The organism is Lentzea sp. NPDC005914, assembly GCF_040629405.1.
In the GTDB taxonomy this organism is placed as follows: Bacteria; Actinomycetota; Actinomycetes; order Mycobacteriales; family Pseudonocardiaceae; genus Lentzea.
In genome coordinates this window covers 1-22,978 of the sequence record NZ_JBEXVQ010000036.1, presented here as the reverse complement: position 1 = coordinate 22,978, position 22,978 = coordinate 1, and the positions used below count along the sequence as shown (strand labels likewise).

21 protein-coding genes are annotated in these 22,978 nt (G+C 69.3%); 9 read left to right on the top strand and 12 right to left on the bottom strand.

Features of this window, described 5'->3' with window-relative positions; all coding sequences use genetic code 11:
* Positions 1-42: 42 nt before the first annotated feature.
* From ABZ345_RS37170 to ABZ345_RS37160, 3 genes are all read right to left on the bottom strand, one after another.
* A complete protein-coding gene (locus ABZ345_RS37170; RefSeq protein ID WP_359859348.1) occupies positions 43-840 on the bottom strand; it encodes a M23 family metallopeptidase in 798 nt (265 codons plus the stop codon).
* Between the two features lie 1,770 nt (positions 841-2,610).
* Positions 2,611-4,725, bottom strand: a complete 2,115-nt coding sequence (locus ABZ345_RS37165; RefSeq protein WP_359859346.1) for a transglycosylase domain-containing protein — start codon at positions 4,723-4,725, stop codon at positions 2,611-2,613.
* A gap of 95 nt (positions 4,726-4,820) precedes the next feature.
* Positions 4,821-5,849: a PfkB family carbohydrate kinase gene (locus ABZ345_RS37160; RefSeq protein ID WP_359859344.1), complete on the bottom strand. Its 1,029-nt coding sequence runs from the start codon at positions 5,847-5,849 to the stop codon at positions 4,821-4,823.
* Between the two features lie 52 nt (positions 5,850-5,901).
* Here ABZ345_RS37160 and ABZ345_RS37155 point away from each other — a divergent pair, with 52 nt between their 5' ends.
* Positions 5,902-7,098 (top strand): MFS transporter, encoded by a 1,197-nt coding sequence (locus tag ABZ345_RS37155; RefSeq protein ID WP_359859342.1) that lies wholly within the window; start codon positions 5,902-5,904, stop codon positions 7,096-7,098.
* Here ABZ345_RS37155 and ABZ345_RS37150 read toward each other — a convergent pair.
* From ABZ345_RS37150 to ABZ345_RS37140, 3 genes are all read right to left on the bottom strand, one after another.
* Positions 7,073-7,528, bottom strand: coding sequence for an SRPBCC family protein (locus ABZ345_RS37150; protein WP_359859340.1), 456 nt, complete (start codon positions 7,526-7,528; stop codon positions 7,073-7,075). The genes ABZ345_RS37155 and ABZ345_RS37150 overlap by 26 nt on opposite strands.
* Before the next feature lie 31 nt (positions 7,529-7,559).
* Positions 7,560-8,246: an RNA polymerase sigma factor ShbA gene (gene shbA, locus ABZ345_RS37145; protein ID WP_359859339.1), complete on the bottom strand. Its 687-nt coding sequence runs from the start codon at positions 8,244-8,246 to the stop codon at positions 7,560-7,562.
* A 146-nt stretch (positions 8,247-8,392) separates the two neighbouring features.
* Complete coding sequence (locus tag ABZ345_RS37140) at positions 8,393-9,619, bottom strand: cyclopropane-fatty-acyl-phospholipid synthase family protein (protein ID WP_359859337.1); 1,227 nt, start codon at positions 9,617-9,619, stop codon at positions 8,393-8,395.
* A gap of 85 nt (positions 9,620-9,704) precedes the next feature.
* Here ABZ345_RS37140 and ABZ345_RS37135 point away from each other — a divergent pair, with 85 nt between their 5' ends.
* Complete coding sequence (locus ABZ345_RS37135; RefSeq protein ID WP_359859335.1) at positions 9,705-10,952, top strand: RNA-guided endonuclease TnpB family protein; 1,248 nt, start codon at positions 9,705-9,707, stop codon at positions 10,950-10,952.
* On the opposite strand, the gene ABZ345_RS37130 is transcribed toward ABZ345_RS37135, so the two are convergent.
* From ABZ345_RS37130 to ABZ345_RS37120, 3 genes are read right to left on the bottom strand one after another with little or no spacing between them, the layout of a single operon-like run.
* A complete protein-coding gene (locus ABZ345_RS37130) occupies positions 10,915-11,595 on the bottom strand; it encodes a DUF1365 domain-containing protein (protein WP_359859333.1) in 681 nt (226 codons plus the stop codon). The two genes, ABZ345_RS37135 and ABZ345_RS37130, sit on opposite strands and share 38 nt — an antisense overlap.
* A complete protein-coding gene (locus ABZ345_RS37125; RefSeq protein WP_359859331.1) occupies positions 11,592-12,830 on the bottom strand; it encodes an FAD-dependent oxidoreductase in 1,239 nt (412 codons plus the stop codon). Before ABZ345_RS37125 ends, ABZ345_RS37130 begins: the two co-directional genes overlap by 4 nt.
* Positions 12,823-13,494: an alpha/beta fold hydrolase gene (locus tag ABZ345_RS37120; RefSeq protein WP_359859329.1), complete on the bottom strand. Its 672-nt coding sequence runs from the start codon at positions 13,492-13,494 to the stop codon at positions 12,823-12,825. The genes ABZ345_RS37125 and ABZ345_RS37120 overlap by 8 nt, the downstream gene beginning before the upstream one ends.
* Before the next feature lie 91 nt (positions 13,495-13,585).
* Here ABZ345_RS37120 and ABZ345_RS37115 point away from each other — a divergent pair, with 91 nt between their 5' ends.
* Positions 13,586-14,410 (top strand): alpha/beta hydrolase, encoded by an 825-nt coding sequence (locus tag ABZ345_RS37115; protein WP_359859327.1) that lies wholly within the window; start codon positions 13,586-13,588, stop codon positions 14,408-14,410.
* On the opposite strand, the gene ABZ345_RS37110 is transcribed toward ABZ345_RS37115, so the two are convergent.
* Positions 14,343-15,866, bottom strand: coding sequence for a hypothetical protein (locus ABZ345_RS37110; protein WP_359859325.1), 1,524 nt, complete (start codon positions 15,864-15,866; stop codon positions 14,343-14,345). The two genes, ABZ345_RS37115 and ABZ345_RS37110, sit on opposite strands and share 68 nt — an antisense overlap.
* Before the next feature lie 86 nt (positions 15,867-15,952).
* Between ABZ345_RS37110 and ABZ345_RS37105 the strand changes: the two genes are divergently transcribed.
* From ABZ345_RS37105 to ABZ345_RS37095, 3 genes are read left to right on the top strand one after another with little or no spacing between them, the layout of a single operon-like run.
* Positions 15,953-17,101, top strand: a complete 1,149-nt coding sequence (locus ABZ345_RS37105; RefSeq protein WP_359859323.1) for a HAMP domain-containing sensor histidine kinase — start codon at positions 15,953-15,955, stop codon at positions 17,099-17,101.
* A complete protein-coding gene (locus ABZ345_RS37100; protein ID WP_359859322.1) occupies positions 17,098-17,754 on the top strand; it encodes a response regulator transcription factor in 657 nt (218 codons plus the stop codon). The genes ABZ345_RS37105 and ABZ345_RS37100 overlap by 4 nt, the downstream gene beginning before the upstream one ends.
* A 13-nt stretch (positions 17,755-17,767) precedes the next feature.
* Positions 17,768-18,343 (top strand): nucleotidyltransferase family protein, encoded by a 576-nt coding sequence (locus ABZ345_RS37095; RefSeq protein WP_359859320.1) that lies wholly within the window; start codon positions 17,768-17,770, stop codon positions 18,341-18,343.
* On the opposite strand, the gene ABZ345_RS37090 is transcribed toward ABZ345_RS37095, so the two are convergent.
* Positions 18,318-18,926, bottom strand: coding sequence for a C39 family peptidase (locus ABZ345_RS37090; RefSeq protein ID WP_359859318.1), 609 nt, complete (start codon positions 18,924-18,926; stop codon positions 18,318-18,320). The two genes, ABZ345_RS37095 and ABZ345_RS37090, sit on opposite strands and share 26 nt — an antisense overlap.
* 226 nt (positions 18,927-19,152) lie before the next feature.
* On the opposite strand from ABZ345_RS37090, the gene ABZ345_RS37085 reads away from it, so the two are divergent.
* Positions 19,153-20,103 carry an ArsR family transcriptional regulator gene (locus ABZ345_RS37085; RefSeq protein ID WP_359859316.1) on the top strand — a complete coding sequence of 317 codons (951 nt, stop codon included), beginning with the start codon at positions 19,153-19,155 and terminating at the stop codon, positions 20,101-20,103.
* Here ABZ345_RS37085 and ABZ345_RS37080 read toward each other — a convergent pair.
* Entirely contained in the window at positions 20,100-20,282 is a 183-nt protein-coding gene (locus ABZ345_RS37080; protein ID WP_359859314.1) for a hypothetical protein, read from the bottom strand. The two genes, ABZ345_RS37085 and ABZ345_RS37080, sit on opposite strands and share 4 nt — an antisense overlap.
* A gap of 93 nt (positions 20,283-20,375) precedes the next feature.
* Here ABZ345_RS37080 and ABZ345_RS37075 point away from each other — a divergent pair, with 93 nt between their 5' ends.
* The gene (locus tag ABZ345_RS37075; protein WP_359859312.1) at positions 20,376-21,116 is read left to right on the top strand and encodes an SIS domain-containing protein; all 741 of its coding nucleotides are present in this window, start codon (positions 20,376-20,378) and stop codon (positions 21,114-21,116) included.
* Positions 21,117-21,260: 144 nt separating this feature from the next.
* Positions 21,261-22,775 (top strand): penicillin-binding transpeptidase domain-containing protein, encoded by a 1,515-nt coding sequence (locus ABZ345_RS37070; protein WP_359859310.1) that lies wholly within the window; start codon positions 21,261-21,263, stop codon positions 22,773-22,775.
* Positions 22,776-22,978: the final 203 nt, after the last annotated feature.

Genomic DNA, 22,978 nt, shown 5'->3' with positions numbered 1-22,978 from the left:
GGGTTCCACGCCGCCAGTTCTTGGCGGCGTGGCCGGAGATTACTACTGGAGCGAGACTCCGCGAGCCGCCAACCAGCCCACCGGGTTGATCTTCTCGGAGCCGCCGGCCCACACCTCGAAGTGCAGGTGCGGCCCAGTCGACTGGCCGCGGTTGCCGATCGTCGCGATCTGCTGCCCGGCCTTGACCTTCGCACCCTGCGGCACGTCGATGGTGTTCATGTGCCCGTAGACGGTGATCGTGCCGTCCTCGTGCTGAATGCGAACCCACAACCCGAACCCGGACGCGGGCCCGGCCTCGACCACGGTGCCGTCCATCGCGGCCACGATCGGCGTGCCGATGGCGTTGGCGATGTCGACACCCATGTGGCTGGTACCCCACCGCGCGCCGAAGCCGGACGTGAACGTCCCTTGCGCCGGCCGGACGCACTGGGGCCGCTTGGCCTCTTCCTCGGCCTTGACGCGAGCCTGCTCGGCCTTCTCGGCCTCCTGGCGCTTCACGTAAGCGCCCTCCGCGGACTTGAGCGCCTCGCGGACGGTGAACTGCACCTGAATCTGCTCGGCCTGCAACAGCTTGCGCGTCTCACCACCGGTGTCGACCGAGTGGATCGTGCGAATACCGGCGGGTTGCTGCTGTTGCTGCCCGGTCATGACCGCCGCGAGATCCTTCGTCGCGGCGACGGGGACGATGCGGTCGACGGGGGTGACCGTGGCCATCGCCTGGGCGAAACCCGCGCCGGCCAGGGCGCCTGCGGCCACGACAGCCGCTACGGCCTTCTTGCGGTCCAGGTCCACTCTGGCCAGAACGTCGACCAGCTGACCCTTCGCTCGATGCCGTGCCAAGACTTGCCTCCATGCACTCGGGGGAGTCCGCTAACCGCTTCGTGCGTTTCGGCTTGGAGGCCTTGGCGCCTTGCCGGGCTTCGAGGCCTGGCGGCGTCTTCTGGCTTCGGGGGCCTGACGTCGCCGGGCGTTTCGCTGCCCTGCTCGTGGGCTTCCTTGGGTTCCGCCGGCGGGATTCGGGGCCTGCCGGCGGGCCTTGGTGGAGCCCTGGTCGGACTGGACCGTTTCGGGGGTGATCCGTGTCCTTGCGGTTATCGAACCGTGACATGCGGCGGTGAACGTAACCTCGCGTCACCAGCAGAGGCAAGCGATGTGGGCGTTTAGGTGACGAGGCCCACGGCTCGTCACTATGCGTAGCTGAGCGGCTGGTGGGCTGGTCAAGCCGTTTTAGACCAATCCCGGTCTTGGTGTTTGTACTGGTCAGTCGCTTTATCGTGAAAGGTTGCTGGGTGGGTTTAGGGGCCGGGTGCGGCTTGGGGTGACTACGAGGGGTGGCTGGGGCCGCTTGGGCGCCTTGCGGTGGCCTTGGGGGTGGTTCCAGCGGAGGGTTGGGCCTGCCCTGTGCGGGATGGTCACCCTGCGGGTGCGATCCGGCTTCCGGGGGCTGGTGGGTGGTCACCTTGCTTCGGCTGGTCGCGTTCCAGCGGAGGGGTCACCGGTGCGGGCCGGTCGCCTTGCGTGGATGGGCGCGCAGGTCCAGACGGGCCGGGTCAAGTCATCGCCGCTTCGCGACGATTGCGATTGGGGCTTGACTTCGAGCCTCTAGCGAGATGCTTCATCGGCCTTAAAAGGCCGGGCATAAGGAGCCCGGCCGTTCCCTCAACGGTAGCATCTCGCACTCGAAGTCAAGCCCCAATCGCCAAGCTGGGCACGTCATCACCGCAGCTCAGAGCGGTAGAGGTTCGGACGGCTCGCTTCGCATCGCCAGTGGCGGCAGGGTTGCTCGCCTTCGGCTTCGCACCGCATCTGAAGGCCTGAGAACGGCTCGGCTTCGCCTTCGCGGCCGATCAAGTGCCCATGTCCCAGCACCCGCCACTCGCTCCCGGCCGACTGCCCTGGCGGGCGCTCGGTCAGGCCGACCGTCGCCCACCGCCATCGCACCTCACCCGGCAGCCCCTGACGGGCGCCCGCCCCGCCCAACCCACGTCCACCCGGCGCCGCACCTCCCTCGGCGGCCCTTGACGGGCGCTCCGCTCGGGCCAGCCCAGCCTCGCCCACAGACCTGGCGTCCGATGACCCGGTGCTCGGCTCGCAACCGCACCTCGCCCAGCAGCCTTGGCGGGCGCTCGGCTCACGCGACGTACACCCACCCGCCACCGCCACCGCACCCTCGCCCGACTGCCCTGGCGGGCGGTCGGCCCGGCCGACCGTCGCCCACCCGCCACCGCACCTCACCCGGCTGCGCCTAGCGGGCCCTCGGCCCACGCGACCCACTCCCACCGGCCGCCGCTCCCTCACCTGGCAGTCGTTGACGGGCGCTCGCCCCGCCCGCCGCCGCACCTAACCCGGCAGCGCGTGACGGGTGCCCGCTCACACGACCCACGCCCATCCGCCGCACCCCCAACCGGCGGCCCCTGGCGGACGCCCGGCCCACCCGGCCCTCGCCCACCCGCCACCGCTCCCCTACCCGGCAGCCTTGGCGGGCGCTCGGCCCGCCCGACCTGCCACAGCTCCCCGCCCCGGCTGCCCCGCGGGTGGCTGCCCGACTCGCGCAAAGCAAAGGGCCGCCAGACGCGTCTGGCGTCCGGCGGCCCCGCGATCAACCAGGCCTTACTTGTAGCGAGCGGCGGCGGGCGGTAGCGGGACCACCGGCAGGCCCTCGTGGATCACCTTCATGGCGTTGAACCACGTCGGCGCGGCCACCTGGCCGCCGTAGACACCGGCCGAGGAGCCCGGGCAGAGGCGGATCGGGTTGGCGCAGATGACCTGCGGGTTGCTGCCGTCGGCGTAGGTCATGACGGCGCCGGCGTACTGCATGGTGGCGGCCATGAAGGCCACGGACTTGTGCTCTTCGGTGGTGCCGGTCTTGCCGATCATGCCGCGGTTCCAGCCCGGCGGGACGGCGCCTGCCGCGGTGCCGGGCGAGACGACGTCGTGCGAGAGGCCCTGGGCCAGCGAGTTGGCGAGGTCCGGGGCCACTGCCTGCTCGCAGGGCTTTTCCTTCAGCGCGATTTCCTTGCCGTAGCGGTCGATGACCTTCTCCACCGGGGTCGGCGGGCACCAGGTGCCGCCGGAGACGATGGTGGCGGCGACGTTGGCCAGCTCCAGAATGCTGGTGGCGCCGGGGCCGAGGGTGTAGGAGCCCGCGTTGGCCTGCTTCGTCCAGTCGCCCTGGGACGGGCCGTTGGAGCCGTCCTGCTTCAGGGGCTCGCCGCCGCGGTTCACGCTGCTCAGCGTGTCACGCATGCCCAGGCGGTAGGCCATGTCGACGACCTTGTTCAGGCCCGTCTTCTCCTGCAGGATCACGAACCCCGTGTTCGGGGAGGTCGCGAGGGCCTGGGTGAGCGACATCTTGTCCGAGTAGGTGCCGGCGTTGTGGATCGTCCAGGGCGTGCCGCCGTTCGCGTACGCCCGCGAGGTGTAGGAGGCGGGGACGTCGATGGTCTTGTCGATGCCGGTGACGCCGTTCTCCAGCGCGGCGGCGGCGGTGAAGACCTTGTTCACCGAGCCGGGACCGAACGGGAGGACCTCGGCGGGCACGGGGCGGGCGACCTGGCCGAGCTCCGCGCTGTTGCCGTAGTCGCGGTTGGCGACGAGAGCGCGGACCTTGTGCCTGTCCTTGCCGGGCTCGACGACCGACATGACGTTCGCGATGCCGTTCTGGGTCTTCGGCACCTGCTGCTCGGCCGACTGCTTGGCCGCCCTCGTGGCCTTCGGGTCCATCGTGGTCTTGATCGTGAGGCCACCGCGCTGCAGCTGCTTGTTCGTGATGCCCGCCGCGCGCAGGTAGTCGAGCAGGTAGTCGCAGAAGAAGCCGTAGATCGGGCCGTCGCCGGCACCGACACAGCCCTTGGGCAGCAGCTGCAGGTTCTCGACCACGCCCAGCGGCGCCGCCTTGTACTCCTCGGCCTTCTTCTTGGACTCGGCCTGGTCCGTGCCGAACGCGCCGTTCTCGCTCATCTTGTCGATGACGATGTTGCGACGCTCCAGCGCCTTCTCCGGGGAGGCGCCGGGGTTCAGCGACGACGGCCGGTTCGCGATCGCGGCGAGCAGTGCGGCCTGCGGGACGGTCAGCTTGTCGGCCGTGGTGTTGAAGTACGCCTTGGCCGCCGCGCCGACGCCGTAGGTCTGGTTGCCCAGCGGCACGATGTTGAGGTAGCCGGCGAGGATCTCGTCCTTCGACACCTCCTGCTCGAGCTGCAGGGCGATGCGGGCCTCGCGCAGCTTGCGGCCGACGGTCGCCTCGGTGGCCTTCTCCCAGGCTTCCTGCTCGTTGTCCGCGCCGAGCACGAACGCCATGTAGTTCTTGACGTACTGCTGCGTCAGCGTCGAGGCACCCTGGGTCGCGCCACCGTCCACACCGGCCTTGGCGGCGGCACGGGCGATGCCCTGCCAGTCGACGCCGCGGTGCTCGTAGAACCGCTTGTCCTCGATCGCGAGGATCGCGGCCTTCATGGTGTCCGAGATGTCCCCGGACGCCAGCGGAATCCGGTACTGGTCGTACAGGTAGGCGATCGGGTCGCCGTTCATGTCCTGGATGGTGGTGACGAGCGGCAACTCCGCTTTCGCGAGATCACCGGACGTCTTGTCGACCTCGTCGGCCGCGCGGTTGGACGCGAGCCCGAGACCTCCGACGAACGGGAACACCATCGCGGCGAGGAGCACACCCGCCGTCAGGCACAACCCCAGCAACTTGACCAAGCCTGACGCGCGTGCGGCGAACAACCCGCAACTCCTTCCGAACCAAACCCCAGAGATCCCTACATATAAGTCGCGCGAGAGGCCCGTGAGGTTGCGTCCGCTGATCGACTGCTTTCAACCTACCGGAGTAGTCGCAGGCCGATCGTGGGACTTGCCCTCCGCACCTCCACACCCGAGTGGTCGGGCAACAGGTCGTCCAGGAAGCCATAACGCGTCAGCTCCTCGTCCGGCCTCCTGCTCACCGTCCGCCACCAGACCGCGATGTCGCCCCAGCCCGGAGCCGACAGCGAACCACCGAAATGCTGCACGGACAGCGCGGCGCACAGGTTCGCGAACCGCACCCGGTGCTCGAGCGGCCACCCGGCGAGAGTGCCCATCACGAACCCGGCCCCAAACACGTCACCGGCACCTGTCGCGTCGAGCTGCGCGACGTTCAGCCCCGGCACGTCCACGACCTCACCGGTAGCGCTGTCGACGGCAACGGCGCCCCCGCCCCCGCGTGTGACGACCACCACCGGCACGTGCTCGGCCAGGCTGCGCGCGGCGGCCTCCGGGGTATCGGTGCGCGTGTAGCCCTGCGCCTCCACGTGATTCGGCAGAAACACGTCATAACCGTCGAGGCGGCGCAAGAGCTCCGGCGACCACGCCCCGGTGCGGTCCCAGCCGATGTCGGCGAACAGCAGCGCGCCGTTCTCCTTGGCCGTGCGCACCCATTGCTCGTCCTCTGCCTGAATGTGCACAAAACAGGCTTTGGTGGACGGCGGCGGACAGAACAGATCGTCTGCCACGACGGGCGCCTTGTGTCCGTGCGTGACCATCGAACGGTCGCGCTCCATCGCCATGGACACCGTCACCGGCGAGTGCCACCCGTAGAAACGACGGCAGTAGGAGAGGTCGACGCCTTCCTGGTCGGCCAGCACGTCCCAGCAGAAGTCGCCGTACGCGTCCTCACCGAACGCCGCCGCCAGCGCCGTCTTGAGTTCCAGCCTGCGCAACGCCACCGCGAGGTTCGCGATCCCACCCGGACACGACCCGAGGCCCTCCGCCCACACCTCTGTCCCCGGCTCCGGCGGGCGGGGCAGGCCGGTGAAGATGATGTCGAGGAAGACGGTGCCGGTGAGCAGCACGTCGTAGTCCGGGTCAGCCATGCGGACAACCTTGCCACCCGGCACCGACACTCATGCGTTAGGAATGATCCCCGTGGGGGTCCCGCTCAGGAAGAACGTCCAATTCCAGCTGCTGTGGGCGGGCGGTGCCGTCTCGCAGCTCGGCACGACGATCACGACGCTCGTGCTGCCGCTGTTCGTCTTCGCGCAGACCGGGTCGTACTTCTGGGCGGGCGTCGTCCCCGGCGCACGGGCCGCCGCGCTGATCATCGCCCTTATGCCGGCCGGTGTGTGGGTGGACCGGTGGGACCGCGAGAAGACGTTGGTGTGGAGCCAGTCCGTGCAGGCAGCGACCGCCGCCGGGCTGGCCGTCGCGGTCCTCGCCGGGTACGCCCACGTCGCCGTCCTAGTCGCGCTGGTGGCCGTCGACGGCGTCTGCACCGCGTTCGCCGGGCCCGCCCGCGCCACCGCGATCCAGGCCGTGGTCCCGAAGGACCAGCTCAAGACCGCCTTCGCGCAGGAGGAGGCCCGCGGCCACGCGGCACGGGTCGCCGGTCCTCCGCTCGGCCCGCTGCTGATGGCGCTGGGCAACGCCGTGCCGTTCGTCGTCGACGCGATCACGTTCGCGGTGTCCGCCGCGTGCGCCTGGTTCGCCAAGCTCCCCGCCCGTGCCGAGCAGCAAAAGCCCCAGCAGCGCATGCACCACGACCTCAAGGACGCGGGCCGGTGGCTCTGGCACCAGACGGGCCTGCGCAACCTGACGCTGATCTTCCTCGTGCTCAACCTGCTCGGCGGCGCCACGGTGCTGCCGGTGATCGCGCTCGTCCAGGAGCACGGCGGCACGGAGTTCGTCATCGGCGTCGTGTTCGCGGGCATCGGCGTCGGCGGCATCCTCGGCGCGCTCGTCTCTCCCCGGATCACGCTCGCGCCCGGCAAGCTGATGGTGGCGGTGCTCGTCGTCTTCGGCCTCTGCGACCTCGCGATGGCACTCCCGTTCGGCGTCTACTGGCCGTTCGTGCCCCTCATGCTCTTCTCGATCGTCACGCCGTTGATCAACGTCACGGTGTCCGCGCTGCACACCGAGCTCGTCCCCGAGGACATGATGGGCCGCGTGGACGCCGTCGGCACGCTCGCCGCCCGCGTGCTCACCCCGCTCGCGCCGGTGCTGGGCGGATTTCTGGCCGGTGCGGTGGGCGGCACGGTCGCGTTGGTCGTTTTCGGCGCGCTGATCCTGGTCACGGCCCTGGTCGCGGCGTTCACGGACCTCAGGACTGCAGTCCCGAGCGCATGAGGTGCTCGTTGCGCAGGCGGATGAGCCGCGGCATGTACCGGTCGAGCACCAACAACTCGGCGAGGCGCCCGAGCGGGCCGAGCGGTGCGGCGAAGTCGACGACGTCACGCATGACCGTGCCACCGGTGCCGTCCGGCTCGAAGTGGTGCTCGTGCCGCCAGCGCCGGAACGGCCCCTCGACCTGCTCGTCGACGAAGTAGCCGGGCGGATCGAACGCGGAGATGCGCGAGGTCATCCGCCACGGCAGCCCGAAGTGCCTGGCCTGCCAGGTGACCGTGTCGCCCAGCCGCATCCGGCCGGAGGTGACGCCACCGACGATCCGTTCGCCCGAGCCCGCCATCGACGCGGTGTGCACCCCGACGTCCAGGCTGAGATCGAACACGTGCCGCGGCGGCGCCGCGATGCCGGTGATCACCTCGAAACGGGTCATACCTGTGACCGTGGGCAAGCCGACCTGAGAGTCAGCCCTCCTCCGCGATCATCTCCCGCATCCGGGTGAGCGCGCGGTGCTGCGCGACCCGCACCGCACCCGGCGTCGACTCGACCGCCAGCGCGACCTCCTCCGCCGACAGCCCCACCGCCACCCGCAGCACGAGAATCTCGCGCTGGCGGGCCGGCAGCTTGTGCAGCAGCCGCGTGACCTGGGCCATCATCTCGCCGTTGACCGCGTGCTGCTCCGGTCCGAGCTCCAGCGACGGGCAGTCCGGCAGCTCCGGCACCACCTCGGCGCGGTTGCGGACGGCACGGCGGCGGGCGTCGGCGACCTTGTGCGCGGCGATGCCGTACACGAAGGCCAGGAACGAACCCGGCTCGTAGCGGTACTTGGACAACGCGCCGAGCACCGCGACGCAGACTTCCTGCGCGATGTCCTCGGCCGAGACGAGAGTGCGTTCGCGGCCACCGACGCGGGCGCGGCAGTAGCGCACGATCAGCGGCTGGATGCGGCCGAGCAGGTGCTCGACCGCCCGTCTGTCTCCGGCAAGAGCGGCGTCGACGAGATCCGTGAACTCGGCTTCGGCGAGCCACTGGTTGGAGACCGGTGCCTGGCGCACCCGACGGCGCATGGGCACCGTTGGCTGGTTCCAAGTGTCCTCGGGAGCGAGGACGCCTACACCGCCACCGGTCCGCACGGCTGTGGGTTGGACCATCCCGGCGACCTCCTCCACTACAGCGACACTAGGGGCTTCACTGAAGTAGAGAGCGCAGCGAGCCGTTTGATACCGCCTGCATCCAAGAGGACCACGAAGTCCAGCCGGGTGGGGCGACCAGCACCCTTTTGGGGTAGAACATGGTCCTAATGGCCCAGCCGTTCGGCCATGGCAAATTGTTGTACGCCCAGGTAGTCAACGCGGAAACCTGCCTCCGAGTAGGCGAGGTAGAACTCCCACATCCGGCGGAACGTGTCGTCGAAGCCGAGCTGTTCCACCTCGTCCCAACGAGTGAGGAACGTGTGGCGCCAACGGCGAAGGGTCTCGGCGTAGTCGGGCCCGAACGAGCGCGTCTCGACGATCCGCAGCCGCGTGTGGTCGCGCACCGACTCCTCGATCGACCGGACCGACGGGATGAGCCCACCGGGGAAGATGTACTTGTGAACCCAGCTGTAGGTGGCCTTGCTCGCGAGCATGCGGTCGTGCGGCATGGTGATCGCCTGCAGCCCCACCCGGCCGCCCGGCGCGAGCACCCGGTCGAGCATCGAGAAGTACGCGGGCCAATACTCGGCACCGACTGCCTCGATCATCTCGACGCTGACGACGGCGTCGTACTGCCCGTGCTCCTCTCGGTAGTCACGCAGCTCGACCGTCACTCGATCGTGGAGGCCCGCTTCCCTCACCCGGTCCAGCGCCAGCTTCCGCTGTTCCGCTGAGATCGTCAGCGACGTGACGGTCGCTCCCCGCTCGGCCGCCCTGATCGCCAGCGCGCCCCAGCCCGTGCCGATCTCCAGCACCCGCGACCCCGCGCGAACGCCCGCGTAGTCGAGCACGCCGTCGATCTTGCGCAGCTGGGCCGTGTGCAGGTCGATGTCGCGGTTCTCGAACAACGCCGACGAGTACGTCATGGTCTCGTCGAGGAACGCCGCGAACAGCTCGTTCGACAGGTCGTAGTGCCGGTGGATGTTCTGCCTCGAACCCGCGACGTCGTTGACCTCGTGCTGGCGCAGTTCCGCCCACCGCCGCATCCGCTGCAGACCGGGCGGGATCAGCGTGGTCAGCCGTGCCGCGAACGCCGACAGCACGTCCGCGAGTTCGTCGGACGCCCAGTCGCCCACCATGTACGCCTCGCCGAAGCCGATCTTGGCGTCGGCGCCGAGCCGGTGGAAGAACGCCGCGGGCCGCACCAGCCGCATGACCGGGCCACCCGCGCCCCACCTCCTGCCGTCGGGCAACTGGACGGTCACCGGCAGTGTGCGCACCGCGTTGCGGAACAACGACTCGGCGATCCGCGCGCGCAGGGGCGAGCGCGGCGTCGTGAACAGACCCGGCCAAATGCCCTGGCCGGGTCGGGGCAAGGACAACGTGCTCATTTGAGTTCCTCCGTGGAGACCCCAGCCCAGAGGTGGAGAAGAAGCGACTCGGCGGATTGTTAGAATGCGAACGATGTGTGGCCACGTGAAGCGGGCGTTCAAGTACCGCTTCTATCCGGCTGAAGCGCAGGCGGCTGAGCTCGCGCGCACGTTCGGGTGTGTCCGCCTGGTGTACAACCTGGCGTTGCAGGCACGGACGGAGGCATGGACGCTGCGCCAGGAGCGAGCCGACTACCCCACGACATCGGCGATGCTGACCGCGTGGAAGCGCACCGACGAACTCGCTTTTCTCAATGACGTGTCGTCTGTGCCGCTTCAGCAGGCGCTGCGGCACCTCCAAGCGGCATTCGTCGGCTTCTGGACCAGACGTACCCGGTACCCGCGCTTCAAATCGCGAAAGAGGTCGCGTGCCAGCGCCGAATACACCCGGTCGGCGTTCCGATTCCGCGACGGAGCACTGACGCTGGCGAAGATGTCCGAGCCACTGGACATACGTTGGTCCCGGGCGTTGCCCACGGGAGTGGTTCCTTCGACGGTGACCGTGTCCTGCGACGCTGCGGGACGTTGGTTCGCATCCCTGCTCTGTGACGATCGAATCGAGATATCGCTGCCCGGCCCAGGCACGGCGGTGGGTATCGACGCCGGTCTCAATCACCTGTTCGTCATCTCGACCGGGGAGAAGGTCGTCAATCCTCGGCACGAGCGCCGGGACCGGCTCGCTTTGGCCAAAGCTCAGCGCGCCATGTCCCGCAAGCAGAAGCTCAGCAACAACAGGGCGAAGGCCCGGACCAAGGTCGCCCGTATCCATGCCCGGATCGCCGACCGGCGCTCTGACCATCTGCACAAGGTGACCACTCGACTCGTGCGCGAGAACCAAACGCTCGTTGTCGAGGACCTGGCTGTGTCGAACATCGTCCGCAACCATCGTCTCGCCCGTTCCATCAGCGATGCCGGCTGGCGGGAGTTCCGTCGGATGCTGGAGTACAAAGCAGCTTGGCACGGGCGGGAAATGATCGTGGTCGATCGCTGGTTCCCGTCGTCCAAGCTCTGCTCGGCTTGCGGCGCGCTCGCTGCCGCGATGCCGCTGAACGTACGTAAGTGGACATGCGGTTGCGGTGCAACGCACGACCGGGACATCAACGCTGCGCGCAACATTTTGGCCGCCGGGCTGGCGGTGACAGTCTGTGGAGCCAACGTAAGACCTCAACGGAACAGTCCGAAGGGGCCGTCGGCGCTGAAGCAGAAACCCCGGCGGTGCGAGCCGCCGGAATTCCTCCTGTTCGAGGGGAAGGAAGTCAATCACCACTCCTGGGAACGATCGGCAGACGCTTGAAGTACAGAGCGATGCCATGGCGGCGGATCAGCGCGGACACGCGCTGGGGCATCAGCGGCCGTCTGAGGAGCATCCGCAGCCCCGTGCTGCGCGTGCCCTTCATCGTGGCGCTGAAAGTCGTCTTCCCGTTCTGCCGCAACGCGATGGTCACGGACAGCTGACTTCCTGGTTTCGGCAGCCTCATCACGTAGTGGCCGTCGACCTCGAGGAACGGGGAGACGTAGAACTCCTTGTCGACCGAGGCCCGGCCCTGGTCGTCCGTGCGCAGCAGATAGCAATGACGTCCGCCGTAGGTGTTGTGCACCTCCGCGACCACACACACGAGCGCTCCGGACGCGTCGTGGCACCAGTACACGGACAGCGGGTTGAAGACGTAGCCCAGCACGCGCGCGTTGGCGAGCATCAGGACCTGCCCTCCGCCGAGCTCGATCCCCCGGCCGGCCAGCCACTCGTCGAGGTTCTCCCGAATGGACTTCGAGGGCGACCCGACGTGGTCGCGGGCCTCGAAGCGCGCGAACGGCTTGACCCACCAGGGCAGGCGGGGCAGCTCGTCGAGGTCGACGAGCCACATGTACGCGCGGTGGCTGAAAGTCCGCTCGATCAACTCGCGGCGGGCGTGGGTGATGAGGACGTCGTAAATCACCAGTCGACCCCGAAGTGCCTGGCCGCACGCACTCCTGACGCGCAGCCGTCCTCGTGGAAGCCCCAGCCGTGGTACGCGCCGGCGTACGCGGTCGTCGTGCTGTTGATCACGGGAAGACGTCGTTGTGCCGCAACGGATTCCGGCGTGTAGATCGGGTGCTCGTACACCATCCGCGCGAGCACGCTCGAAGGGTCGACATCGTGCGGATTGAGCGTGACCACGAAGTCGCGCGGTTCGTCGAGCCGCATCAGCCGGTTCATGTGATAGCTGACGAGCACCTGCTCATCGGCCTCGTGGCACGCTCGCTTGTAGAGGTTCCACGACGCCTTCGCCCCGCTCGTGCGCGGCAGGATCGAGGCGTCGGTGTGCAGCCAGGTCTCGTTGCGCGAGTACTGGAACGCGCCGAGCACCTCTTTCTCCTCGCGCGTCGGATCGGCGAGCAGTCCGAGCGCCTGGTCCGGGTGCGTGGCGATGACGACGTGGTCCGCGTTGTGCAGCACGTTGTCGTCGTCACGGATCTCCACGCCACCGCCGGTCCTCATCACCGCGCGAATCGGCGTGCTGACGTGGACGGCGCGCAACCCCTTCACCGCACGGTCGACATACGTGCGTGAGCCGCCCACGACCGTCTTCCACTGCGGCGTGCCCCCGACCGACAGCATGCCGTGGTTGCCGAGGAACTCGAACAGGTACCACGCCGGGTACTTCAGGCTGAGCGCCGCGCCGGACGACCACACCGCGCTGACCAGCGGGATGACGAAGTGGTCGACGAAGTACCGCGAGTAGCCGCCGATCACGAGGAATGCGCCGAGCGTGACGTCGTGCGCCTCCTCGTGGTCCAGGACGCGCTGGGCGTGCCGGTAGAAGCGCGTGATCTCCGACAGCATCCTGAGGTAGCGGCTGTTCGTCGCGTTGCCCGGTTTCGCGAACAGCCCCGGCAGCTTCTTCGCACCCGCGTACTCGAGCCCGCACCCGTCGCACCGCACGCTCATCGACATCTCGGAGTCCTGAGTGGACACGCCGAGCTCGCGGAAGAGCCGGATCAGGTTCGGGTACGTCCGTTCGTTGTGGACGATGAACCCCGAGTCCACCGCCACTCCACCGATGTCGTGCGTGTGCGCGTGCCCGCCGAGCCTGTCGTCGGCCTCGAACAACGTCACGTCGTGCTCGCGTTGCAGCACATAAGCGGCGGTGAGCCCGGCGACCCCCGCTCCGATGACGGCGACCTCAGCCACGCGAACCTCCCAATGGCACGTCGAGGCCCCGCGGCGAGGCCTCCCGCATGGCATTCGCGATGTCCGGTGCCACCGGTTCGAGCCCGAGTTCACCGTGCACGAAGTCGACGACCAGCCTGGTCCAGTCCCGCGCCCGCTTGAGCATCGCGTGGCCGTCCCCCTCGACGCTGAACCGCGCGACCCGGTCCGTCACGGTCTTGGCCTGCCGCGCGAACCACAGCGACTTCGCCGGGTCGGTCATCCGCTCCTGGTCGCCGTGCGCGATGAGCAGCGCCTTGCCCCTGAGCTGTTCGAACGGCTCACCGGGCACGATCCACGGCGCGAGCGCACACACCGCGACCACGCTCGGATGCCCCGCCACCCTCAGGGCGGTGCGGCCGCCCATCGAATGCCCGACGAGCACGACCGGCCTGCCCGGATGCAGTTCGGCGATCTTGTCGAGCGCCCACCGCGCGTCCTTGACCGGGTCGAGGCTCGGCGCGTTCCACCCGCGGACCCGGTAGCGCAGGTTCCATACCTCGACACCGGGCGCGCGCAGGGCCCGGGCCAGCGGAATCATCCGCAGGTACGCGAGGTTGTGGCGCCGAACGGGTTCGGTGCCGTGTTCCCGTCCGCCGTGCAGCACGAGCACGACGGCATTCGTATCGGCTGGCGGTTTCAGCACGTCGACATGCGGATGCACACCCGGTGTTCGTGCGGCCACGTCTTTCGGCTCGGATCTTGAGAGCCAGGTCACAGCAGTATTGTTCGAACCTGTGATCGAGCACATCAGCATCGAGACCGAAGCCGGCACCTTCGACGCCATCGCGTCCGGCCCCGAGGACGGCCGCCCGGTCCTGCTGCTGCACGGCTTTCCCGAGGCCGCCATCGAGTGGGAGCACCAGGTCGCGGTGCTGGGCGTGAACGGCTACCGCGCGGTCGCCCCCGACCAGCGCGGCTACTCCCCCGGCGTGCGCCCGGAGCAGGCCTCCGAGTACACCGTCACGCATCTGGTCGGTGACGTGATCGCCATGGCCGACGCGCTGGGCTGGGGCACGTTCGACCTGGTCGGCCACGACTGGGGCGGCGCCGTCGCGTGGTGGACCGCGATCGAGCACCCGGACCGCCTGCGCACGCTCTCCGTGTTCTCCACGCCGCACCCCGGTGCACTGAAGACTGCCCTGCAGACCGACGAAGAGCAGGCGATGCGCTCGCAGTACATGCGTGACTGGCGTGAGCGCAGCACGGAGAAGCGCATGCTCGACAACAACGCCCACGCCATCAAGCAGATGTTCGAGTGGCGGGTCCGGCCCTCGCACGTCGAGGAGTACGTCCAACGGCTGAGCGAGCCGGGCGCACTGACGGCGGCGTTGAACTGGTACCGCGCCGGCAAGCCGCACGGCGCCGCGGACAAGGTCAGCGTCAAGACGATGTACGTCTGGAGCACCGAGGACGTGGCGTTCGGGTCCGTGGCCGCGTTCGAGACCGAGAAGTGGTGCACCGGGCCGTACCGCTTCGAGATGGTCGAGGACGTCAGCCACTGGATTCCCGAAGAGATCCCTGAAGCGGCCTCGTCGATGCTGCTGGAGCACCTGGGCTAGGTGCGCGCAGGGCCGGCCACATCGCGGCGGCCGTGTACGCGCCCAGCACGGCGAGCCCGGCCCAGCACGGCAGCGGGAAGAACCCGGCCGACGGCGCGTAGTGCGCTGTCACCTGCGGATACTCCACCATCGTCTGTTTGACGGCGAAGCCCGCGGCCGGGGTGAGCCGCAGCAGCCACTCCGAGACCGCGTCGGGCAGCAGCGGGAACGCGGTGGCGGCGTAGGGCACGGCGACCAGCGACAGTCCGATGAGGATCGCCGCCCAGCCGCGGCGCAGCCACCCGCCGAGCCCGTAGGCGAGGACCGAGCAGAGCGCGAGCGCCGCGGCGACACCGACGACCACCCGGGCTCCGGTCAGCAGCGGCACCGGCGACGTGGGGATGCCGTTGCTCATCAGGATCGCGGAGGTCGCCGGGACGACGATCCCGACGGCCACCAGTCCGGTGACGAAGGTGGCCGCCCCGGTGACAGCGGCACGGGCGGCGATCACCTGCCGGGAGGACGTTTCACGGGCAGTCCGAGCGCCGTGGCGAGCCGCGACGACGATCACGATGATCAGCGCGATCACCAGGCCCGGCAACGACTTCTCGACGGTGCGCGCACCACCTTCGCCGATCGGCCCGATGTCACCGGCGCCGCTGACGGTGATGACGCCGTTGTCCTCCACGGCTCCTGACGCGTTGTGGTACTTCTCCCAGTCGGTGTGGTTCATGTCGCCGATCGGCTCGCTGGCCCACGGGCCGGTGCCGCCCTCGACGACGACGTTGTCGAAGACGCCGACGGCCTGGGTGAAACGAACCTCCTCGATCGCGCCACCGAGGCCGGTCCTGCGGAGCGTGAGATCGCCGGGCGAGGTGGCGAAGAGCCCGACCCGCACGGTGTCCGGCAGTCCGTCGAGCTTCGCCGTCGCGACGGCGCGCCACTGCTCGCCGTCGGCCGACTCCGAGCCGGTGATGGTGTCGCCCGAACGGGACAGGCGCAGCCAGCGCGGGGACTGCTCCGAGACGAGGCCCGCGCTTCCGGCGACGTCGTGCTCGTAGTCGTGCTGGAAGCGCACGCCGTGGCTACCGGTCATCGCGAGCGCGGCATAGTGCGAGCCCTGCCGCACGCCGTCCTTGACGATGATCCCTGCCTTCGCCCACGGCACGAGCCCGGACACGATCTGGTCGTGGTTCGGCGGCGGATAGGTGATCGTCCCGGTCATCGACGTCATCCGGGCGGTGATGCTGCCTTCACGGCCGAGGTCCTGATGCCGGAACCAGAACGTGTCGCTGACGACGGAGCCGTCGGCCGCGGTGGGAACGGCCAGGCACGCGCCGTCGCAGGACGATCTGGTGCCGGCGGCGAGAAGCAGGCCCAGTGCGATGACGGTGAGGGCTGCGGCGGCCAGGGAGATCAGGCGGCCCGGACGGCGAAACGCGGTCCACTCCCGACGGAGGAGTTGGGTGATCGGCATGGCGACGGGTCTACCGATCGGCGGGTAACACGGTCCGAACCGGCGTTGTCATGCCGGTGTTAGGTCCTCCCGGGCATCCTGGGGCCATGAGCAGGCTGCGCAGCGGGACGGTCGGGGCACGGTTCACGGTCCTGTACGCCGTCGTGTTCCTCGTGTCCGGCGCCGGGCTGCTGGTGCTGACCTTTCTGCTGTCCGGCGGCGGCTCGAGCGACATCGCACCCGCCGGGAACCCACCCGCCCAGGGCAGCCTCGGCGCCGCGCAGCAGCACATCCGGCTGCTGGAGGCCCAGCTGGCCGAGGTGCACACGCAGCAGACACGCCAGCTGCTCGCCGGATCGGTGGTGGCGCTGATCGTGATGGCGATCGTCTCGCTGCTGGCCGGCCGGGTGCTGGCGCGGCGGGTGCTGCGGCCGTTGCGGACCATCACCAGCGCCACGCGGCGCATCTCCGCCGACAGCCTGGACCGGCGGCTCGCGGTCACCGGTCCGGCCGACGAGGTGAAGGGCCTCGCCGACACCATCGACGAGTTGCTCGAACGGCTCGAAGTGTCGTTCGCCGCGCAACGCCGCTTCGCCGCCAACGCCTCGCACGAGCTGCGCACTCCGCTGGCGACGATGCGGGCGTCACTGGACGTCGCGGTCGCCAAACCCGACCCGGCGGCCTCGACGGTGGCGCTCGCGGACCGTCTGCGCGTGCAGCTCGACCGGGTCGACCACCTGCTCGACGGGTTCCTCGTGCTGGCCAGGGCACAGCACGGCGAGTTCGCCGACGCCGCCCCGGTCGACCTCGGCGAACTCGTCGGCGCGACGCTGCGCGAGATGGCCGCCGAAGTGGAGGCCAAGAGGTTGACCGTGGTGGTGAAGGTGCCGCCGGGAACGGTGACGCAGGGCAGTCCGGCGCTGCTGGCGCGACTGGTGGGCAACGTCGTCGACAACGCCGTGACGCACAACGAGACCGATGGCTGGGTCAGGATCACCGGATCCGCGGGCGAGGAGGAGACGGTGCTCGTCGTCGAGACCGGTGGGAGCGTCTTCGACCAGGTGGAGGTCGACCGGCTGGCGCAGCCGTTCGAACGGCTCGGCGGTGAGCGCATCGGCTCCTCGGGTCTGGGTCTGTCCATCGTGGCCGCCGTCGCCGCCGCGCACGGCGGCCGGCTCGCCCTGCTCGCCCGGCCTGAAGGCGGCCTGCGCGTGTCGATCACGCTGCCGGCCGCGAAGGTGCCGGTGACGGCGTGAGGATCCTCGTCGTGGAAGACGATCACGCACTCGCCGAGGTCGTCGCGGAAGGACTGCGCGACCAGGGGATGGCCGTCGACCTCGCGCACGACGGGCTGGTCGCCGCCGAGAACGTCGACCTCGCCCCGTACGACGTGGTGGTGCTGGACCGGGACCTGCCAGGACTCCACGGTGACGTGCTGTGCCAGCTGATCACCGAGCGGGCCGACCGGCCGATGGTGCTGATGCTGACCGCGGCGAGCGCGCCCGGCGACCGGGTCAGCGGGCTGACTCTGGGTGCAGACGACTACCTCGCCAAGCCCTTCCACTTCCCGGAGCTGATCCTGCGCATCCGGGCGCTGGCCCGCCGCAAGCCGGACGCCAGGCCCAGGATGCTGCGCGTGGCCGGGATCGAACTGGACCCGGTGCGCCGGACCGCCGTTCGCGACGGACGGCAGCTGACCCTCTCGGTGAAGGAGTTCGCCGTGCTGGAGGCGCTGCTGCGGGCGTGCCCCGGCTTCCTGAGCGCCGAGGACCTGCTCGAACGGGTCTGGGACGAGAACGCGGACCGGTTCACGAACACAGTCACGGTGACGGTGGGCCGGCTGCGCCGCAAGCTCGGTGAGCCGCCGATCATCGCGACGACGCCGGGGGTCGGCTACCGGATCGCTTGATAGATTCGAGGCCATGCGCGTGGCCGGCCTCCTGCTAGCCGCGGGGGCAGGCCGCCGGTTCGGCTCCCCCAAGGCTCTCGTCTCGGTGGACGGCAAGCTCTTCGTCGACTCGGCGGCCGAACTCCTCAAGGCCGCCGGGTGCGATCCGGTCGTCGTCGTCCTCGGTGCCGCCGCCGGCGAAGTCCGAGCCAAGGCCTCTTTGGACGGCGTGACCGTCGTCGACAACCCGCACTGGGACACCGGAATGGGCTCGTCGCTGCGAACCGGCCTGCACGCCATCGGCGTCGTGGACGCGGTGGTCGTGCTCCCCGTGGACACACCTGGTGTCACCACCGCCGCCCTGCACCGCCTGATCGACCTCGCCGAGCCGGCGGTCCTGGCCCGCGCGGTCTACGACGGCGAGATCGGCCACCCGGTCCTGATCGGCTCGGACCACTTCGCCGGCGTGATGGCCTCCGCGGCAGGCGACCAGGGCGCCCGCGACTACCTCAAAGCCAACACCGTCCGCCACGTCGAATGCGCTGACGTGGCGGACGGTGCGGACATCGACAAGCCAGAGGACCTCAGGCGACGTACCGGCGGAGCTTGATGCCCGACGACACGTTGGACGCGCTCAGCCAGGCAAGCCCGCCACCCGCGTACGCCGGGTCGGACACGGCGAACTCGTTGCCACCGGCGCGGTAGCCGACGATCGTGGCGTAGTGGCCGCCCGAGTAGTTGCGGCCGTTCAGGCGGATCACGTTGATCACGACGGCGTGGCCGCGGTCGGCGTTGTAGACGACGTCGGCCTTGAGTTTGGTCAGCAGCTGCGCGTCGGTCGACCACTGCTTGACCTGGTAGTAGGTCGAGCCGGTGTAGTGGTCCAGCGCGTTCTCGAGGTTCTTGATGTTCGGCAGGCCGTCCGTCGTGACGTGCATGTAGGACGCCAGCGTGGACTGCTCGACGTACTTGCCCCGCGCGGTCAGGGCGATGCGGGCGGCGGCAGCGGAGCACCAGTAGCCGGTCTTCTGCACCTGGAACTGGTGCGGCAGAACGCCTTCACCCTGGATGCCGAGCTCGGCGGCGGCCGGGATGACGTTCTCACCGGGCGCGGCGAAAGCGACCGGCGCGGTGAAGATCGTCATCGCGACACCGGCCGCGGCGACCGCCCCGGTGATCTTCGCAAGCTTCATCTCTCGGATCCCCTCAGTGGTGGCGCCGAACCCCTGGCGCGACGCTCGGTAAAAGCTTGTCGGCAGGCCGCGACCACCCGCCACCACATTCGGCCAAGCCCTAAAAAGCCAGGTAGAAGCACTCAACGGTCCACCGGGACCCACGCAGAGTGTGCGGTTTGCACCGTTCGGCTGAGTCGTCTCGAATCCGGTACAGGGCCTGAGACGCTGTGCCACTCTGCTTGCCGTGCTGCGTGTCCACTTCACGGCGGAGGACCTGGCGAGGGTGCGTGTCGCCCCTGGTCCCGACCCGATGTGGGAGATCCTGCTGAGCCTGCACGTGCTGCGGCAGCGTTCGGCGACCTCCGTGTTCGGCACGTGGCGCGCGAACGTGCGAACGACCCTGCCCGACGACGCCCGCTGGCTCATGCAGCTCGCGCCACCCGTCGGCTACTCCCCCGACTTCCTCACGCCCACCGCGGGCTCCTGCGCCCTCGACGCCGGCATCGACGCCGTCCTGTCCACGCCCGTCGAGTCCTTGCGCGCCGACCTCGCCCAACTGGGCAACCAGCAACGCCTCGACCCGCGCACCCACAGGCTGGCCGGCGGCGACGTGGCCACGTTGGACTCGCTCGGCGAGGCGTTGCGCGCCTACCACCGCCACGCGCTGGGTCCGATCTGGGACGAGGTCCGCGCCGGCGTCGACGCCGACCGCGCGGTCCGGGCACGTTCCTTTCTGGACGGCGGCTGCGAGGGCATGCTCTCCGCCCTGCACCCGACCATCGCCTGGTCGCCGCCCACGCTCCGGATCGAGTCCCGCTTCCCCCAGCGGGACGTCCACCTGCACGGCCAGGGCCTGGTGCTCGTCCCGTCCTACTTCTGCTGGGAACGCCCGATCATGCTCCGCGACCAGCGCCACCCGCCGGTCCTCGTCTACCCGATCGCGCGCGACCTGCACATGGCCACCACCGGCAAACGCTCGCTGGAAGCCCTCCTGGGCCGCACCCGCGCCGCCGCGCTGGAAGTCATCGCGGGCGGCTGCACCACCACCGAACTGGCCAGACGACTCGGCATCTCCGCGGCGTCGGCCAGCGCCCACGCCTCGGTCCTGCGCGACGCGGGCCTCGCCGTGGCCCAGCGTCACCGCAACTCCGTCCTCCACACCGCCTCGGCCCTGGGCGTCGAACTCCTGGCCTAAGGCCGCGCGCGCACCGCCGCACGCGCACATCCACCAGCGACGATGAGCTGCGCCAACGCCACCCACACCGGCCACAACTCGGAGTAGGTGATCGCAAGCGCTATGTGCGTGGCCCCGGCAGCCGTGAAGACCGCCGCCAGCACGACCCAGATGTAGTAGTACCGCCTGATCCAACCCACCCCCTGCCGACACGAGTCCTCATCGCGCGTATCGAGGTTTGTGGTGCTCGGGTTACTGGTGAGGTCACCTGCGATCCGGTACTACTGACCCGCATGACGACCGACACCGTGACCGGCTCCGACTACGGCAACCTCGTGCGCACCCACCTGACGCGCGTCGAACAGCAGAACGCGGCCGCGCTCGACGACGTGGCCGAACTCGTGCTGGCGGCAGTCCAGGCGGACGGCATGATCCTCACCGCGGGCGCCGGCCACTCCCTGGCAGCGGTCGCCGAGACCTTCTACCGGGCAGGCGGCCTGGCCTGCGTTCGCCCGATCTACCACCCGGAACTGCTCCCGATGCACGGCGCCATCAGCAGCACCTCGGCCGAACGCCGCTCGGGCCTCGCGGGCGAGGTCCTCCGCGAAGCAGGCCTCGCCCCGCACGACGTCCTCTTCGTCTTCTCCACCTCAGGCGTCAACTACTACCCGGTCGAACTGGCCCAGGAAGCCGCCAACGCGGGTTGCCCGGTAGTAGCGGTCACGTCGGTAGCGGCCAGCGCCCAGGCCCCCCGCCGAGCAGGCGCCACCCTCGCCGAGGTGGCCACCGTCGTCCTCGACAACCTGGTCCCCCCAGGCGACTCCACCTACCCGGTCGACGCCCCGGTGACCGCCGCGGTCTCCACCCTCGCCACCACGTTCCTGTGGAACCTGCTGATGGTCCGCCTGATCGACAAGGCCACCGAGACCGGTGTGCAACTGCCGCTCTGGCGCAGCGCCAACGTCGAAGGCGGCGACGCGGCCAACGCCGACCTGCTCAAGCACTACCAGACCCGCGTCCCGCAGCTGGGTTGAGTATCAATACTCAGGGATTCCCAGCAGGCTCGCGTTAGTCTCCCACCGGGGAAAGCACTTACCTGGGGGGACTTAACAGTGGAGCCCAAAACCCGTAGATGGATCCTGATCAGCGGCGCCCTAGCCACCGCCACCGTCTTAGGCGTGGCGGGCGCCCTGCTCTGGAGCCCGGACCCGGTCATCTCAGCAACTTCATCAACCACATCGGCGCCACCATCCGAACGCCCGGCAGACCGCCCGGCCGACGTGGCCCAGTCCTTCGTGAACGTGGTGTTCAGCTCGGACGCCACCCTCGCGGCCAACATGACTGACGCGTCGGACGCCGCCACCACGGCGATCAGGGCCACCAAAACAGGCATGGGCACCTCCGCCTACCAGGCCCGCCTGGCCGCGACCACGCCACCCACCGCCGACGCCACCACCGCGGAAGTCGCCGCATCAGTGACGTGGACGTTGCCGAACACCAGCCTCCTGAAGTACGACATCAAGATCCCGCTGCAGAAGTCCGGCAACCGCTGGCAGGTCCACTGGGCGCCGACGATCATCCACCCGCAGCTCACCGAGGGCGCCTCGCTCACCTACCGCGCAGCCCTGGCCGACGGCGCCCTGCTGGGCCGCGACGGCAAGCCCCTGGTAGCAGGCACCATCCCGGACGGCATCTACAAGGCCATCACCGGCCAGGTAGGCGACGTCAAGGGCACCGACGGCTGGGAAGTGGGCATCACCACCGGCGGCACCTTCACCGCCCTGGACGGCAAAAAGCCAGTGTCAGGCGAAAAGATCACCGTCACGATCGACCCGGCCCGCCAAGCAGCGGCCCAGAAGGCGGTGGACGCCCTATCGCAGGGCGCGGCCATCGTCGCCGTAGATCCCTCCACGACCGAAATCCTGGCGGTGGCCCAGAACAAGGCCCTCTCAGGCACAAACCCGTTCATCGGCCGCTACGCCCCAGGCTCGACCATGAAGATCGTAACCGCGGCCGCCGCCATGGAAGCCGGCCTGGTCAACGCCGACACCACCCTGCCGTGCCCGGCCGAAGCCACCGTCGGCACCCGGCACGTGAAGAACGCCGACTTCGGCCGCGACTCAACCCCGTTCCACACAGCCTTCGCCCTCTCCTGCAACACAACCTTCGCCCAACTGGGCCACCAACTCTCCCCGGACGCCCTCCCAGCGATGGCCAAGCGCTTCGGCCTAGGCGCCGACTGGACCATCACAGGCGTGGAAACGAACACCGGCAAGGTCCCGCCCGCCTCAGGCGACCAACAGGTGGAGAACAGCTTCGGCCAAGGCAACGTAGTGGCCAGCCCCTTCGGCATGGCCCTGGTAGCCGCCACCGCCGCCTCGGGCCGAACCCCCACCCCAACCCTGCTACGAGGCAAGCCCGCCACCCCGAACGACGTAGGCGCCGCCCCACCCCGAGCCGCCATCCCGGCCCTGCAGTCGATGATGCGCGAGGTGGTCACCAGCGGAACCGCCAAGCAACTGGCAGGCTTCTCCACCTTGCGGGGCAAAACCGGCACCGCCGAAGCAGGCGGCGGCTCGGCACACGGCTGGTTCGTCGGCTACACCGGCAACGTCGCTTTCGCAGTATTCGTAGAAAACGCAGGCTCATCCCAAAGCGCCCTAACAGCAACAGCAGCTTTCCTAAACGGCTAACCAGCCACCCGCACGCATCGAGCAAGCCCAACGGCGCCCGATGCCGCAGGCGAGGCGACCCGAAGGCGAAGCCGAGGCAAGCTTTTAACGTGCGCTTCAGGTGGGGTCCCGTCACGAGTCGTACCTGATCGTCTGCCGCGCCAGGATCGGGGTGTCAACCGGACACGCTTTTCGTCAGGATCGGGGTGTCAACCGGACGAAAA

What these genes read in the sequence shown, in the direction of transcription:
- ABZ345_RS37160 (WP_359859344.1), bottom strand. Translation starts at nt 5,849, where the DNA reads ATGGCTGACCCGGACTACGACGTGCTGCTCACCGGCACCGTCTTCCTC.
- ABZ345_RS37150 (WP_359859340.1), bottom strand. Translation starts at nt 7,528, where the DNA reads ATGACCCGTTTCGAGGTGATCACCGGCATCGCGGCGCCGCCGCGGCAC.
- shbA (WP_359859339.1), bottom strand. Translation starts at nt 8,246, where the DNA reads ATGGTCCAACCCACAGCCGTGCGGACCGGTGGCGGTGTAGGCGTCCTC.
- ABZ345_RS37140 (WP_359859337.1), bottom strand. Translation starts at nt 9,619, where the DNA reads ATGAGCACGTTGTCCTTGCCCCGACCCGGCCAGGGCATTTGGCCGGGT.
- ABZ345_RS37110 (WP_359859325.1), bottom strand. Translation starts at nt 15,866, where the DNA reads ATGCCGATCACCCAACTCCTCCGTCGGGAGTGGACCGCGTTTCGCCGT.
- ABZ345_RS37105 (WP_359859323.1), top strand. Translation starts at nt 15,953, where the DNA reads ATGAGCAGGCTGCGCAGCGGGACGGTCGGGGCACGGTTCACGGTCCTG.
- ABZ345_RS37095 (WP_359859320.1), top strand. Translation starts at nt 17,768, where the DNA reads ATGCGCGTGGCCGGCCTCCTGCTAGCCGCGGGGGCAGGCCGCCGGTTC.
- ABZ345_RS37090 (WP_359859318.1), bottom strand. Translation starts at nt 18,926, where the DNA reads ATGAAGCTTGCGAAGATCACCGGGGCGGTCGCCGCGGCCGGTGTCGCG.
- ABZ345_RS37075 (WP_359859312.1), top strand. Translation starts at nt 20,376, where the DNA reads ATGACGACCGACACCGTGACCGGCTCCGACTACGGCAACCTCGTGCGC.